The sequence below is a fragment of the Actinoplanes sp. NPDC051343 genome (assembly GCF_044455125.1).
Taxonomy (GTDB): Bacteria; Actinomycetota; Actinomycetes; order Mycobacteriales; family Micromonosporaceae; genus Actinoplanes.
Window position 1 is genome coordinate 67,245 of sequence record NZ_JBITEL010000007.1, and the last position, 14,141, is coordinate 81,385.

Below are 14,141 nucleotides of genomic sequence, written 5' to 3' on the forward strand. Positions count from 1 at the left end.
CTAGGTTTTCTCGGCGACCGCGACGCGGCTGTTGCGCAGCGAGCCGCGCTGACCGAGCTTCATCGGCAGCGCGGTCGCCAGCGTCAGCAGGTCGTCGTCGCGGACGACCCGGAAGCCGCGCCCGGTCAGCAGGTCGCGCATCTGCTCCGCCGTCCAGGTCGAGCGCCACGGCTCGTTCTGCCACGGGCTGACCCGGCGGAACAGAGTGGTGAAGACCCGTAGCACGACCAGCGTGCTCGTGCTGTCGGACTGATAGTTGACGATCAGGCGGCTGCCGGGCGCGCTGCGGGCGGCAACCTCGTCGAGCGTGCCCCGCACCTCGTCGGCGGTCAGATAGGGCACGACGCCCTCCCAGACCCAGGTCGTCGGCCGGTCGGCCCGGTGCCCGGCCGCCTCGAGGGTGACCGCCAGATCGTCGCGGCCGAAGTCGACAGGCACGAAGTGCGGCTGGCGATCACCGAGGGCGACCGCCCGCTCCCGCTTGTCGCGCTGGGAGGCGGGCTGGTCGACCTCGAACGTCTCGCTGTCGCGCAGTTCGGTCATCCGCCACGCCCGGCCGTCCAGCCCGGCCCCGAGGATGACCACCTGCTCGCGCGGCCCCTCGCGGACCGCGTCGTCGATCGCGATGGTCCGCGGCACCAGAACCTCGGCCGAGCCGCGCACCACTTCGTATTCGATCCGTGCCTTCAAACCGGCCGGTGGGGTGCCCTCGCGAACCTGACGCACCAGACCGCGCTCAGTCTCGCGCAGCAGGGTCAGAGCAGTCGGATCGGCGAACCGGCCCGGGGCGACCCGCTCGTTCGCGGCGGCCCGGCCCTGGCAGACGAGCACCGCGGTGTGGCTCGCCCGGTCGGTCGCCGTCACTACAGCAGCCCGCGAAGGTATGCCGCCTGACCCGCGTGCTGGGCGTCGTCGTCGATCACGCTGACCAGCCGGACACCCCGGGTGACCGGCGGATCCCAGCGGTCGTCGACGACCTCGTCGAGGTCGGCGTCGCTGAGCCCGGCGACGTAGCCGACCGTCCGGTCGTGCACCGCCCGGTAGTAGTCGAGCAGCACCTGGGCGCTGCGCGGCTCGACCCGGCTGATCTGGCCGGCCGAGTCGCCGTAGCCGGTGTCGGACGCGTCGGACTTGAGGCCGAACTTCGGGCCCCAGTCGCCGGTCACGTAGATCTGCTCGGTGCCGAGCAGGTCCGCGAGATGGCTGTCCTGCACCCGGGTGAGGTGCCAGATCAGCCACCCGATCGTGTTGGCGCCCTCGACCGGGGCCCAGCGCAGCTGTTCCGCGGTCAGGCCGCGCAGGGCGCCGCTGACCTCGTCGGGGAGGCGGCCGAAGCCGTCGAGCAGGATGTCCTTCGCGTCCATCGCGGTTCTACTCCGTCTCTTGCGGCTGCTGGGTGGCCGGCGGCGCGATGTTGTTCTGGTCGCCGCTGTCGCCTCCGTCCGAGTTCTGAGTATCCGTTGCGGTCGGCTTCGGCGTGGTGGTGTCGGTCGTGGTCGACGGCGCGCTCGGTGCGGTGCTGGTGTCGGTCGTGGCCGGCTCGCTCGACGGGGCTTCGCCGCCGTTGGGCGCCTCGCTCGGCGCGTCCGAGACGGGCGCGGTCGAACTCGGCGTCGTCGCGGGAACGGGCCTCTCCTGCTTCTTGTCGTGGCCCCCGCCCCAGAGCTTGGCGACGGTGCTGGTCGAGGTGCTGTGCCGGCCGGTCACCGCGTCGGCGGCGGTCTTGCCGCTGATCAGCTCGAAAGCGGACAGGACACCCATCGCCAGCACGAACACACCGGCGGCGAGCATAGCCACGCGGCCCCAGCGCATCTTCCGCGGGGCGGCGGCCACGGCCACCGGCTGGTCGTCGACCGGCGAGGGCTCCGGTTGGGACGGCGACTCGTCGGCCGCGGCGGCCACCGCGGGCGTGCCGACCGCGGCCGGCGCGGTCACGAACGTGGCGACGATCTTCTGCTGACCCCGGTGGACCAGCTTGCGGTAGATCTCGGTGCCGATCGAGCCGACGACACTGGCGAGGGCCGCGCCGGCCAGCGTCCCGGCCGCTCCTAGAAATGAGCCGATGACAGCGGCGGTCACCGCGGCCAGAACGCCGGCAATGGTCTTGGGAATGTCGATGCCGGACCAGATGCGGTCCGGTGCGTGCTCAGACATGTCCTCCTCTTATTTCCGATCAATCGGACGCGGTCAGGTCTTTGCCTTTACCACTGGGCGCGGAGCTAAACGCCGCCGCTGCGCCAGCACCTCTCGCAGGGGACGCACGACGACGCCCTCCTCGGCCATCCGCCGCCGGGCCAGCCTGCGGTTTCGCAGGATGCCGACCAGGCCGACCGCGCCCACGAGATATTGCACGGCCATCGCGATCTTGAAGTCGGCGATGCCGTAGTCGGCCCGGCCACCGGTGCGGGCGTCCAGGATAAGGCCGATCAGTTCGATGGTCAGCAGCGAGGCGACGAAGCCGCCGACGTTGACCACGCCGGTCGCGGTGCCGAGGCGGTTGGGCGGGTTGAACGTACGGGCGTAGTCGAACCCGATCATCGAGCCCGGGCCGCCCAGCCCGAGTGCCACGATCAGCAGCACCAGTACGGGCAGCGGCGCCCGTCCCGGCCACGCCAGCACCAGGCCCCAGCCCAGCGCGTTGGTGGTGATCACGCCGAGCACGAGCCAGGACCGCCGCAGCGGGTGCCGCTGCACGAGCATCCCGATCAGCGGCCCGGCCGCCATGCCGACCAGCACGAACAGGGTCAGCAGAGTGCTCGCGGTGGTGCGGCGCAGGCCCTCGCCGGCGATCAGGAACGGGAAGCCCCACATCAGCGCGAACACCGTGCCGGTGAACTGGGTGGTGAAGTGCGTCCACAGACCGAGCCGGGTGCCCGGGTGCCGCCACGCTTCGCGCAGGTCGCGACCCAGCCGCCCGAGTGTGATCGCCGGGCCGCTGCTGATCCGCCGCTCCGGGGTGTCGTGCAGCGCGGCGAAGGCCACGATCGCCACGAAGACCCCGGCGCCGGCGGCGCCGATGAAGGCGGTGGTCCAGCCGGGTCCGGCCAGCACGGCCGCCAGCGGTACGGCCGAGAGCACCTGTCCCGCCTGCCCGACCAGACCGGTCATCTGGGTGAGCACCGGTACGCGCCGGGCCGGGAACCACTGCGGCACCAGCCGGAGCACGCTGATGAAGGTCATCGCGTCGCCGGCGCCGACCAGCACCCGGGCCGCGACCGCGCCGCCGATGCTGTGGGTGGTCGCCATCAGAGCCTGTCCGGCGGCCATCACGAGCGCGCCGGAGACGACCAGACGCAGCGAACCGAACCGGTCCAGCAACAGCCCGACCGGCACCTGGAGGCCGGCGTAGACGAGCAGCTGAAGCACGGCGAACGAGGCCAGTGCCCCGGCGCCGATGTGGAAGCGGTGCTGCGCATCGAGCCCGGCGACGCCGAGCGAGGTGCGATGCAGGACCGCGATCGTGTATGCCGCAAGACCGGCGGACCAGACAGCCCAGGCCCGGGCACCGGGACGCAGGGCCATGTGCCGCCTTCCACTCGCTCCTTACACGGGACGCCACCCAGCCTTCTCCGCGGACACCGCGGTCACAACGGAATTGGACCTGCGCCACACGTGCGTCGCATCACGCCGATTCCTTTCGGGTGACGCGCGGGTCGGCACGGTATGGACACAATGAGGCAGATGGACGAGGAACTGACGGGTGCCTTCGAGCGGGAGCGCCGGGGACTGCTGGCGCACGCGTACCGGATGCTCGGCTCCTTCCACGAGGCCGAGGACGTGGTGCAGGACACCTACCTGCGGGCGGCCCGGGGCTGGGAGCGCTTCGAGCGCCGGTCCTCGGTGCGGACGTGGCTCTACCGGATCGCGACCAACGCCTGCCTGTCGGCATTGGACGGCCGGGGCCGCCGGGCGTTGCCGTCCGGGCTGGGGCCGCCGGCCGACGATCCGGCCGCCCCGGCCGAGCTCCTGGACGCCACGGCCTGGATCGAGCCGTTTCCCAGTGACCCCGCCGACGTGGTCACCGCTCGCGAGGGCGTACGTCTGGCTCTGATCGCGGGGTTGCAGCTGCTGCCGCCGAGGCAGCGGGCCGTCCTGTTGCTTCGTGATGTGCTGGCGTTCTCGGCCGCGGAAGCGGGCGAGGCGCTGGATCTGAGCGTTCCGGCGGTCAAAAGTGCGCTGCAGCGGGCCCGCGCCAAGCTGGGCGAGGCGGCGCCCAACCGCGACGAGGTGCTCGAGCCGTCGTCGCCCCGGGCCCGCGAGTTGCTGGCCGGCTACATGGCGGCCTGGGAGGCTTCGGACCCGGAGGCGTTCCGCCGGGTGCTGCGGGCCGACGCCGCGATCGAGCCGGTGGGTTCGCGCACCTGGTTCGCCGGGCGGGAGGTCTGCCTGGGCTTCGCGGTGCCGTCGATGGGCGCGCCGGGGGACTGGCGGATGGCCGGCGCCACGGTCAACGACCAGCCGGCCGCCCAGGCCTGGTTCCGTGGGGAGCGTTTCGGCACCGCCGTGCTCACCGTGACCGCTGACGGGATCCGGACAGTGACGCTCTTCGCCGGTCACTGAACTCTTCCCCCTCGGGCCCGTCTGGACGGACGACAGGTCAAGGGGGGAACAGAAATGACCGGTACGAAGACGCCCGGGGCGATGACCCGGGAAATGATCATGGTGCACACCGCGTTCCGGCGCGAGTTCGGGCTGATGCCGGACCTGGTGCGGGGCGTCGCCGAGGGGGACTGGCGGCGGGCCGAGGTGGTCGCCGACCACATCGGGATGATCGGCGGGATCCTGCATCACCACCACTCGGGGGAGGACCGGGTGCTCTGGCCGCTTCTGCTCGAGCGGTGCCCGTCCGAGTTGGCGCCGCTCGTGCGCACCATGGAGGAGCACCACGAGCGGGTCGCCGACCTGGGCGGACTGCTGGGCAAGACGATCGACGCCTGGCGGTCCGAGGCCGATGTGCCCGCCCGGGACGCGGCGGTCGGCGTCCTCGCGCAGCTGCTGCCGTTGCTGGAGGAACACCTCAGCACCGAGGAGAAGCGGGTGATGCCGCTGGTCGAGCAGCACATCACGGTGGACGAGTGGGACGCGATGGTCGCCGGCGCGGCGACCACGATGCAGCCGGAGATGTTGCCGCTGGCGCTCGGCATGATGATGTACGAGGGTGAGCCGGCCGCGGTGCAGGACGCCCTGGGCAACATCCCGGCCGAGGTTCGCGACGTGGTGGCCGAGCAGGCGCCGGCGGCGTACGCCGCCTATGCCCAGCTGGTGTACGGCACGGCCACGCCGCGTCTCTAGTTTGCGATGAGCCGCCGGACCGCCTCGACGACGGTCCGGCGGCGCTCGGCCCGGTCGACCGTCGCCGCCGCCCCGGCAAACTCGGGGTTCATCGTTCCCCAGCCGCTCGCGATCGCCTGCACCAGCGTCAGCAGCGCGACCGGGGGGAACTCGCGGTGCCCGGCCCGGCTCAGCGCCTCGACCCGTTCGCGGTTGGCCTCGATCACGGCGTCGAGGCCCCGGCCGGTCGGGCGCTCCAGGCGGTACCAGGTGGTGAGGCGCTGGGCGGCCGGATGGTCGGCGAAGTAGTCGAACATGCGGCCCGCGTACGACGGCAGGTCGTCCGGGTCGAACGCCACCGCCTCCAGGGTCCGCGCGACCGAGGCCGTGAAGACGGCGTCGAAGAGCGCGTCCTTGTTGCCGTAGTACGCGTAGATGCGTTCCTTGCTGCTTTCGGCCTGGGCCGCTACCCGGTCCATCCGCGCCCCGGCTATGCCGTGCTCGGCGAACTCCGCGGTCGCGGCGCGCAGGATCCGCCGCCGGGAGGCCTCGGCATCTCTCACCACCATGCCGGTGATGTTACCCACCTGCCTACCGACTGGTTGGTTGCTACAGTGGGAACGTAACCAACCAACCAGTAGGTAGGGATTGAAGATGGCACGAACCTGGCTCATCACCGGCAGCTCCCGCGGCCTGGGCCGCGACCTGGCCTCGGCGGCACTCGCCGCGGGCGACAACGTCGTGGCCACCGCCCGCCGCCCGGCCCAGCTGGCCGACCTGGTCGCGGAGTACGGCGACCGCGTGCTCCCGCTCGCCCTCGACGTCACCGATCCCGCTGCGGCAGCGTCGGTCGTCGCCGCCGCGGTCGAGCGCTTCGGCTGCCTCGACGTGGTCGCCAACAACGCCGGCTACGGCAACTCGGGCTCGATCGAGGACACCCCGATGGATGACTTCCGTGGACAGGTGGAGACCAACTTCTTCGGCGTCGTCAACGTCACCCGGGCCGCCCTGCCGGTCTTCCGGCGGCAGCACTCGGGGCACTTCCTGCAGTTCTCGTCGGTCGGCGGCCGGGTCGGCGGCTCACCCGGGATGGGCGCCTACCAGTCGGCCAAGTTCGGCGTCGAGGGCTTTTCCGAGGTGCTCAACGCCGAGGTCAAGCCGCTCGGCATCAAGGTGACGATCGTGGAGCCGGGCCCGTTCCGCACCGACTGGGGCGGCTCGTCGATGAGCTTCCACCCGGTGACCCCCGACTACGAGCCCACGGTCGGCAAGATGAACACCTTCCGCCGGGAGACCGACGGCACCTGGCCCGGCGATCCGGTCCGCGCCGCCCGCATCCTCCTCGACGTCGTCAACCACCCCGATCCGCCGCTCCGCCTGCTGCTCGGCGCTGCGGCGGTCGACCTGGCCCGCAAGTCGTCCGACGAGCGCGCCGCCGAGGCCGCCGCCTGGGCCGACGTCAGCCGCTCGGCCGACTTCCCCCCGGCCGCAGGTGAGCACTGAGCCAGTCGACGGTCTCGCGCAGGAAGGTGGCCCGGGAGGAGCGGTGCAGCAGTTCGTGGCCCTCGTCCGGGAACAGCAGGTATTTGTGGGGGACGCCGCGGGCCCGCAGCGCCTCCACGATCTGCTCGGCCTCGATCACCGGCACGTTGCTGTCGTTGGCGCCGTGCACCACGAGCAGCGGCGCGCGCAGGGCGTCGATGTGTGTGAGCGGCGACAGGTCCTTCAGCAGGGCGACGTCGGCCACCGGGTCGCCGTACTTGGAGACCGCGGCGGCCGCGATCCACGGCTCGGTGTGCTCATAAAAACTGAAAAAGTTCGACATGCCGCAGATGTCGACACCGACCGCGAACAGTTCCGGAAAGCGCACCAGCGCCGCCAACGTCAGGTAACCACCGTAGGACCGGCCCATGCAGCCGATCCGCCCGGCCGGCGCGATGCCGGAAGAAACCAGGTACTCCGCACACGAGGCGACGTCGTCGATCGCGGCATAGCGGAGCGCCCCGTTGTCGGCGTTGACGAACGAACGGCCGAAGCCGGACGACCCCCGCACGTTCGGCGCGAACACCGCGATGCCCCGGGCCACCAGCGCCTGGAACAGCGGATCGTGTCCCGGCCTCTCCTGCGACTCCGGCCCGCCGTGGAACCACAGCACCGTCGGCGAAGGCGTGGAATCCGGCCGATACAGCCAGCCACTGATCTCCAGCCCGTCGTGCGACGCGAACGTGTGCAGCACCGGCTGGACCGCCTCCGGAGCGGCCGGCGGGGCCGACACCGGGTGCAGGCCCGAGTCGTCGAACGTCCACACCCCCCACGGCCGGCCCGGACCCGACGCGGCGAACGTCAGCGTGCTCCCGTCCGCACTCCACGACGGTGACGAAACCACCAGCCCGGGCAGCGGCACCGGCAGCCGCCCACCGGTCACCAGGTCGAGAATGGTCAGCTCGGACGTGCCGCCCCGGCGGTTCCACAGCACGGCCGCGGTGCCGCCGGTCGTGGTCAGGGCGAAGTCCTCGACGTCGGCCGTCTCCGAAGCGGCGATCACCTCACGATCCCGGGTCAGCACCGGGAACTCGCCGGCCTCGCTGCGGGCGAAGACGGTCTGCCCGTCCGGCCCGAAGACACCGTCCTCCCCGTGCGTGACGAAGGACTTCCCGACCGCCAGGAAGCGGCTCCCGCGCGGTCCATGCCGCAGCAGCACCCCGGACGGGCCGACGTCGAGCAGTGAGATCAACGAACCCTCGGCCACCACCGTCCGGGAGCCGGTGGCCGGGTCGATGACCAGGGCGGTCGTCAGGTTCTCGGTCACCGCGAGCAGCGACCGCCCGGGCAGCCACCGCATGTTCTCGGCGCTGTCGGCGCCGAAGCCGGCCACCTGCCGCAGGTCGGACCCGTCCGGCCGGACCAGCCACAGCTCGTGCCGGGGCGCACCGCCGGGGGCGATCTCGCAGGCCAGCCAGGCACCGCACGGCGACCACCGCACCGCGATCACGGGTGACGAGCCGGTGGGGACGACCGACCCCGGCTCGACCCAGACCTGCGGCATGCCGCCGCGGTCCGAGACGTACGCCGAGCGCCGCCCGTCCTCGGAAAGGGTCGGTGACCAGCTGCCGCTCAAATCCGGTTCTCCTGCAGCCACATCTCCAGCAGCGCCAGCTGCCACAACTGGTTGGCCCCGAGCGTGGTGCGCGGGGTGTTCGGGTCGGCCAGCAGCCGCTGGACGTAGTCCGGCCGGAACAACCCGCGGTCGCGGGCGGCCGGCGCCCTCAGCGCGTCGCGGACCCGGTCCAGCATCGGCCCTTCGAGGTGGCGGATGCCGGGAACCGGGAAATAACCCTTCGTCCGGTCGATCACCGCGTCCGGCACGACGCCGCGCGCGGCCTGCTTGAGCACCCCCTTGCCGCCGTCCGCGAGCTTCAGCGCGGGCGGGCACCTGGCCGCCAGCTCGACCAGTTCGTGGTCGAGGAACGGCACCCGGCCCTCGAGCCCCCAGGCCATGGTCATGTTGTCCACCCGTTTGACCGGGTCGTCGACCAGCATCACCTGCGAGTCGAGCCGCAGCGCGGCGTCGACCGCGGTCGGCGCGCCGGGCCTCGCGAAGCTCGCCGCGACGAACTCGCGACTGACGTCGCGGTCGACCAGCCAGTCGGGATTCAGCTGGGCGGCCAGGTCGCGGTGGGGACGGTCGAAGAATTCCTGGGCGTACGCGTCGACCGCACGTTCCCGCTGCACGTCGGCGAGCGGCGGATACCAGCTGTAACCGGCCAGGATCTCGTCCGCGCCCTGGCCCGACTGCACCACCTTGATGTGCTTCGCCACGTCCTCGCTGAGCAGATAGAACGCGATGCAGTCGTGGCTGACCATCGGCTCGCTCATCGCCGCTACGGTCCGGTCGACCGCGGGCAGGAACCGGTCGCGCCCGATCCGGATCTGGTGATGTTCGGTGCCGAACTCCTTGGCCACCAGGTCGGAGTAGGCGAACTCGTCGCCGGTCTCGCCGCCCGCCGCCTCGAACCCGATGCTGAACGTGGTGAGCCCCCGCTGCCCCTGCTCGGCCAGCAACGCCACGATGTAGCTGGAGTCGATGCCGCCCGAGAGCAGCACCCCGACCGGCACATCGGCGACCATCCGCCGCTCGACCGCGAGCCGCAGCTTCTCGTGCAGCAGTTCCGGCCACTCGGCCTCGGCGATCGACGAGTCCCGCTCGAACGAGGCCTCCCAGTACACCCGGTCGCGGACGGTGCCGTCCGGGGTGACCGTGCGGATGGTGGCCGGCGGCAGCTTGCGGACCCCGTTGAGGATCGTGCGCGGCGCCGGCACCACCGAGTGGAACGTCATGTAGTGCTGCAGCGCGACCTTGTCGATCGAGGTGTCGACGTCCCCCGCCGCCAGCAGCGCGGGCAGCGTCGACGCGAAGCGCAGCCGGCCGGGCGAGGACGACACGTAGAGGGGCTTGATGCCGAGGCGGTCGCGGGCCAGCACGACCCGGCCGGTGTGGTGCTCGGCGATCGCGAAGGCGAACATCCCCGCGAAACGGGTCACGCAGTCGGCCCCCCAGCGGTGGTACGCCTTGAGGATCACCTCGGAGTCCGACGTGGAGAAGAACGTGTAGCCGTACCCCTGAAGCTCTTGCCGCAGGGAGCGGTAGTTGTAGATGCAGCCGTTGAAGACCAGCGTGAGGCCGAGCTCGTCGTCGGTCATCGGCTGGCGGCCGGTGTCCGAGAGGTCGATGATGCTCAGCCGGCGGTGGCCGAAAGCGACCGGCCCCTGGGCCCGGACGCCCTCGCCGTCGGGGCCGCGCGCCGCCATTGCGGCCAGCATCCGTTCCACGCCGCCCGGATCCGCCGCTCGGTTGTCGAATCGCAGCTCACCGGCGATCCCACACATATCGGCCTCCTCCTCCTCCTCAGCTCAACAACCAGGTGTCCTTGGAACCGCCGCCTCGCGAGGAGTTGACGATCATGCTGCCGGACGGGGCGACCCGGGTCAGCGCGGCCGGCGCGACGTGCGATTCGGCCCCGGTGAAGACGAACGCACGCAGGTCGACGTGCCGGGGGGACAGCTCGTGGCCGTCGAAGACCGGATGGGTGGACAGCCGTACGACCTCCTGCGCGACCCAGCGGTGCGGGGCGGTGAGGATCTGCCGGCGCACGGCGTCGAGCTCGTCGGGCGTCGCGTGCGGGCCGATCACGATGCGGTCGCCACCGTAGCCGTCGACCGGCTTGCAGACCAGCTCCTCGAGCCGGCCGAGCACCTCGGCCCGCTCGTCGGGCAGCCCGCACAGATAGGTCGGCACGTCGGCCAGCAGCGGCCGCTCGCCCAGGTAGTAGTCGATGAACTTCGGCACGAACGCGTAGATCGCCTTGTCGTCGCCGACCCCGTTGCCGAGCGCGTTGGCCAGCACCACGGTGTCCGCGTGCAGCGCCGCGACCAGACTCGGGCCCAGCGGCATCCCGTCGGCGCCGGGCGCATGCATCAGCGTGTCCTCGTCCATCCGCAGATAGACCACGTCGACCGGGTAGCGCTTGCCGTCCCGGGTCCGGAAGACCCGCGTGCCGTCGACGAACAGCTCTGTGCTGCGCACCACCGGCACGCCCATCTCCTCGGCCAGCAGCCGATGCTCGAACCAGGCCGAGTCGTCCGGGCCGTAGCTGAGCACGACCAGGCGCGGGTCGTCGGCGGCGGCCGGGCGGGCCGACTCGCGCAGGGCGCGTCGCAACATCGCCGGGGTGTCTTCGACACCCAGAAGACCGGGCGGTTCCGGCAGCTCGGGGAGGACGCTCTCGGTGAGACGCCGGTTCTGCATGGCGTACGCGATGCCCGACGGCACCCGCAGGTTGTCCTCCAGCACCCGCCAGGCGCCCCGGTCGTCGCGGACCAGGTCGACGCCCGCCACCTGGGTGCGTACGCGGTCGGTGCCGATCAGGGCGCCGCTCGGCCGTAGTTCGGGGGAGCCGTCGACGACCCAGCCGGGGACGATGCCGTCGCGGACGGCGGCGCGCTCGCCGTAGACGTCGTTGACGAACGCGTTCAGCGCCCGCACCCGCTGCACCAGGCCGGCCTGCAGATCGCGCCAGTCGGTGGCCGGCACCAGCCGGGGCACCAGGTCGAACGGGAACAGCCGGGTGGCCGCCTCACCGGCCACGCTGAACGTGATGCCGCGCGCCCGCTGCTCGTCGTCCCGCTTGTCCTCGCGGCGGCGCAGACCGGCCGAGCCGAGCCCGCTGAGCGCGGTCACCAGTTCGGCGTACTCCGGGGCGACCTCACCGTCCCGGAATGCTTCGTCACCGCTCCGCGCGTACGGGAAAAGGCCGCCCGGCACCGTGTCGCCGGCGCCGATCGGCGCGAGACCCGTCGACCCGCCTCGCGTGTCCGCCACCACCAGATCGACCGCGTCGGAGAGCCGGCCGCGCCGGGCGAGAGCCCGGCGCTGGCGGGCCGCCGAGCTGCCCCGGCTGAGCGCCCGCACCGAAAGGTCGAAGACCTGTTCCCAGTCACCCAGCTCTTCCAGCTGCGGGCGAAGGTCGTTGACCAGGCGCTCGACCGCGACCGCGGCCGGCACCGGCACCGGGGAGTGGGGCAGATCGAGGAGGTCGCCCTCGAGGCCCGAGCGGGCGGCCCGCCACATCGCCGCCCGGTGCAGCGGGGGCTTGCTCTTCACCAGGGGTACGCCCGCCCGATGCTCGTCGCGGGCCTTCTTCGCGAGCGCCCGGAAGATCCCGGCCAGCAGGACCACGGTGTCGACATCGGGGGACGAATCGGTGACCCGCAGCTCGACGGTCGGCAGGTGGGCCGACGGGCGCACGTCGAAATAGACCATTTTCGGGTCGGTGATCGTCTCCGAGGCGAGCAGGTCATCGACCAGTTCGTCGAACTCGGCGGCCGAATTCAGCACGCCCGGGTCGCCGGCGGTCGGCCAGCGCAGCCACACCAGCGAGCGCACGCTGGCGTAGCCGGAGTCCTCGCCCATCCAGAACGGCGAGCTGGCGCTCAGCGCGAGCAGCACCGGCAGATGCGGCGCGACCCGCTGGGCCACCGCGACCGCTTCGTCGGAGTCCGGCACCGAGACGTGTACCTGGGCGCCACAGATCAGCTGCTCGCGGGCCAGCAACTGGTAGTCGTCGAGCATCCGGCGGTAGCGCGACGTCGGCGTCACCGGGAGTGAGTCCAGGTCGACCAGCGGCACGGTCCCGGCGGCGACCAGACCGAGCCCGAGCGACTCCGCGACCCTGATCGCGGTCTTCCGCCGACCGGCGATGCCGTCCCGCAGGTCGTCGAGAGTGCCGGCCACCGGCGTGTTCGTCTCGACCACGGAACGGTGCAATTCGGCCGAGAAGTGGCCGTCGTCCAGGCGGGCCAGGATCTCGGGGGCCCGTGGCACCAGCTCGCGGGTGACCAGGTCGACGACGTGCAACTCCTCCTCGACGCCCAGGGTGAGCTCGGGTTCAGCCGCCGGGTGCGCCGTCGTCACGCGCAGGGACTCCGTCATTCTCTCGACCGCCTGTTCTGTCCGGGGGATCAGCCGGAGCCTCGCCATCGGATGTACCGACTGTGTTGCGTGCCCATTTCCGGCTCGCGCCAAGCATCGGACCCCCACCGGCGGCCACCCCCCGGGTGCACACCCGGTAGCCTCGGGCCCGTTCTCTACTACCGGAGGTTGTCCAGATGAGCAGTGTCGTCGTCGTGACCGGATCCGCCGGACTGATCGGGTCGGAATCGGTTCGGCACTTCGCCGGCCTCGGCATGGACGTGGTCGGCATCGACAACGACATGCGTGGTTACTTCTTCGGCGCCGACGGCTCCACCAAGTGGAACCTCGACCGCCTCAAGAAGGAGGTCGGCGACCGCTACACGCACCACGACATCGACATCCGCGACCGGGAGAAGCTGGCGGCGCTCTTCGCCAAGCTCGGCCGCAACGTCGGGCTGGTCATCCACTGCGCGGCCCAGCCGTCGCACGACTGGGCCGCCCGCGAGCCGTTCACCGACTTCGACGTCAACGCGGTCGGCACGATCAACATGCTCGAGGCGGTCCGGCAGCACTGCGCCGACGCGCCGTTCATCTTCACGTCGACCAACAAGGTCTACGGCGACCTGCCCAACTCGCTGCCGCTGATCGAGCAGGAGACCCGCTGGGAACTGCCCGCCGACCACAAGTGGTACGGCGGCATCGACGAGACCATGTCGATCGACCAGTGCCTGCACTCGGTCTTCGGCGCCTCGAAGGTGGCCGCCGACGTGATGGTCCAGGAGTACGGCCGCTACTTCGACATGCCGACCGCCGTCTTCCGCGGCGGCACGCTGACCGGCCCCGGTCACTCGGCCGCGGAACTCCACGGCTTCCTGGCGTACGTCATGCGCTGCGTGATGGAACAGCGCGTTTACCGCATCTACGGCTACAAGGGCAAGATGGTCCGCGACGCCATCCACTCGCACGACCTCGTCACCGCGTTCGAGGCCTTCTTCCGAGCGCCCCGCGTCGCCGGCGTCTACAACATGGGCGGCGGCCGCTTCTCCAACTGCAGCCACATCGAGGCGTTCAAGATCGCCTCGGACATCACCGGTCTCGAGGCCCGCACCGAGTACGTCGAGGAAAACCGGGTCGGCGACCACCAGTGGTGGATCAGCGGCATCGGCCGTTTCCAGGAGGACTACCCGGACTGGAAGCTGACCTACGACGTGCCGGCCATCCTCCGCGAGATGTACGAGGCCAACCAGGACGTCTGGAAGGCCTGAGTTCCGTACGAAAGACGCCGTCCTCCCGGGCTTCCGGGTGCGTCTTCCGGCGGTCGTGCGATGGATGATTGAGCCATGACTGACTCCGAGGAGCAGGCGGCCCGTGACCGACGTGGGCGCCGGGCGAAAGACGC

At 71.3% G+C, this 14,141-nt stretch carries 12 protein-coding genes; 4 read left to right on the forward strand and 8 right to left on the reverse strand.

The window, feature by feature from the left end:
* Genes ACIA5C_RS23205 through ACIA5C_RS23220 form a run of 4 tightly spaced genes read right to left on the reverse strand, consistent with a single transcriptional unit; the run spans position 1 to position 3,522 of the window.
* Entirely contained in the window at positions 1-864 is an 864-nt protein-coding gene (locus tag ACIA5C_RS23205) for a class I SAM-dependent methyltransferase (RefSeq protein ID WP_396057833.1), read from the reverse strand.
* The gene (locus tag ACIA5C_RS23210; RefSeq protein ID WP_396057835.1) at positions 864-1,364 is read right to left on the reverse strand and encodes a DinB family protein; all 501 of its coding nucleotides are present in this window, start codon (positions 1,362-1,364) and stop codon (positions 864-866) included. Before ACIA5C_RS23210 ends, ACIA5C_RS23205 begins: the two co-directional genes overlap by 1 nt.
* A 7-nt stretch (positions 1,365-1,371) precedes the next feature.
* Positions 1,372-2,154: a hypothetical protein gene (locus ACIA5C_RS23215; protein ID WP_396057837.1), complete on the reverse strand. Its 783-nt coding sequence runs from the start codon at positions 2,152-2,154 to the stop codon at positions 1,372-1,374.
* A gap of 33 nt (positions 2,155-2,187) precedes the next feature.
* Positions 2,188-3,522, reverse strand: coding sequence for a nitrate/nitrite transporter (locus tag ACIA5C_RS23220; protein WP_396057839.1), 1,335 nt, complete (start codon positions 3,520-3,522; stop codon positions 2,188-2,190).
* A 159-nt stretch (positions 3,523-3,681) separates the two neighbouring features.
* Here ACIA5C_RS23220 and ACIA5C_RS23225 point away from each other — a divergent pair, with 159 nt between their 5' ends.
* Together ACIA5C_RS23225 and ACIA5C_RS23230 are read left to right on the forward strand one after the other, a co-directional pair.
* Entirely contained in the window at positions 3,682-4,560 is an 879-nt protein-coding gene (locus ACIA5C_RS23225; protein ID WP_396057841.1) for an RNA polymerase subunit sigma-70, read from the forward strand.
* 54 nt (positions 4,561-4,614) lie between these two features.
* On the forward strand, positions 4,615-5,292 hold the full coding sequence (locus ACIA5C_RS23230) for a hemerythrin domain-containing protein (protein ID WP_396057843.1): 678 nt from the start codon (positions 4,615-4,617) through the stop codon (positions 5,290-5,292).
* Here ACIA5C_RS23230 and ACIA5C_RS23235 read toward each other — a convergent pair.
* Positions 5,289-5,840, reverse strand: coding sequence for a TetR family transcriptional regulator (locus ACIA5C_RS23235; protein WP_396057845.1), 552 nt, complete (start codon positions 5,838-5,840; stop codon positions 5,289-5,291). The two genes, ACIA5C_RS23230 and ACIA5C_RS23235, sit on opposite strands and share 4 nt — an antisense overlap.
* Before the next feature lie 85 nt (positions 5,841-5,925).
* Here ACIA5C_RS23235 and ACIA5C_RS23240 point away from each other — a divergent pair, with 85 nt between their 5' ends.
* Complete coding sequence (locus tag ACIA5C_RS23240) at positions 5,926-6,774, forward strand: oxidoreductase (protein WP_396057847.1); 849 nt, start codon at positions 5,926-5,928, stop codon at positions 6,772-6,774.
* Here the strand turns inward: ACIA5C_RS23240 and ACIA5C_RS23245 are convergent.
* The 3 genes from ACIA5C_RS23245 to ACIA5C_RS23255 are packed head-to-tail and all read right to left on the reverse strand — an operon-like array spanning position 6,731 to position 12,760.
* A complete protein-coding gene (locus ACIA5C_RS23245; protein ID WP_396057849.1) occupies positions 6,731-8,389 on the reverse strand; it encodes a prolyl oligopeptidase family serine peptidase in 1,659 nt (552 codons plus the stop codon). The two genes, ACIA5C_RS23240 and ACIA5C_RS23245, sit on opposite strands and share 44 nt — an antisense overlap.
* Positions 8,386-10,158, reverse strand: a complete 1,773-nt coding sequence (locus ACIA5C_RS23250; RefSeq protein ID WP_396057851.1) for an N-acetylglutaminylglutamine amidotransferase — start codon at positions 10,156-10,158, stop codon at positions 8,386-8,388. Before ACIA5C_RS23250 ends, ACIA5C_RS23245 begins: the two co-directional genes overlap by 4 nt.
* 19 nt (positions 10,159-10,177) lie before the next feature.
* Entirely contained in the window at positions 10,178-12,760 is a 2,583-nt protein-coding gene (locus tag ACIA5C_RS23255; protein WP_396057853.1) for a glutamate--cysteine ligase, read from the reverse strand.
* A 176-nt stretch (positions 12,761-12,936) separates the two neighbouring features.
* Here ACIA5C_RS23255 and ACIA5C_RS23260 point away from each other — a divergent pair, with 176 nt between their 5' ends.
* Complete coding sequence (locus ACIA5C_RS23260; RefSeq protein WP_396057857.1) at positions 12,937-14,007, forward strand: NAD-dependent epimerase/dehydratase family protein; 1,071 nt, start codon at positions 12,937-12,939, stop codon at positions 14,005-14,007.
* Positions 14,008-14,141: the final 134 nt, after the last annotated feature.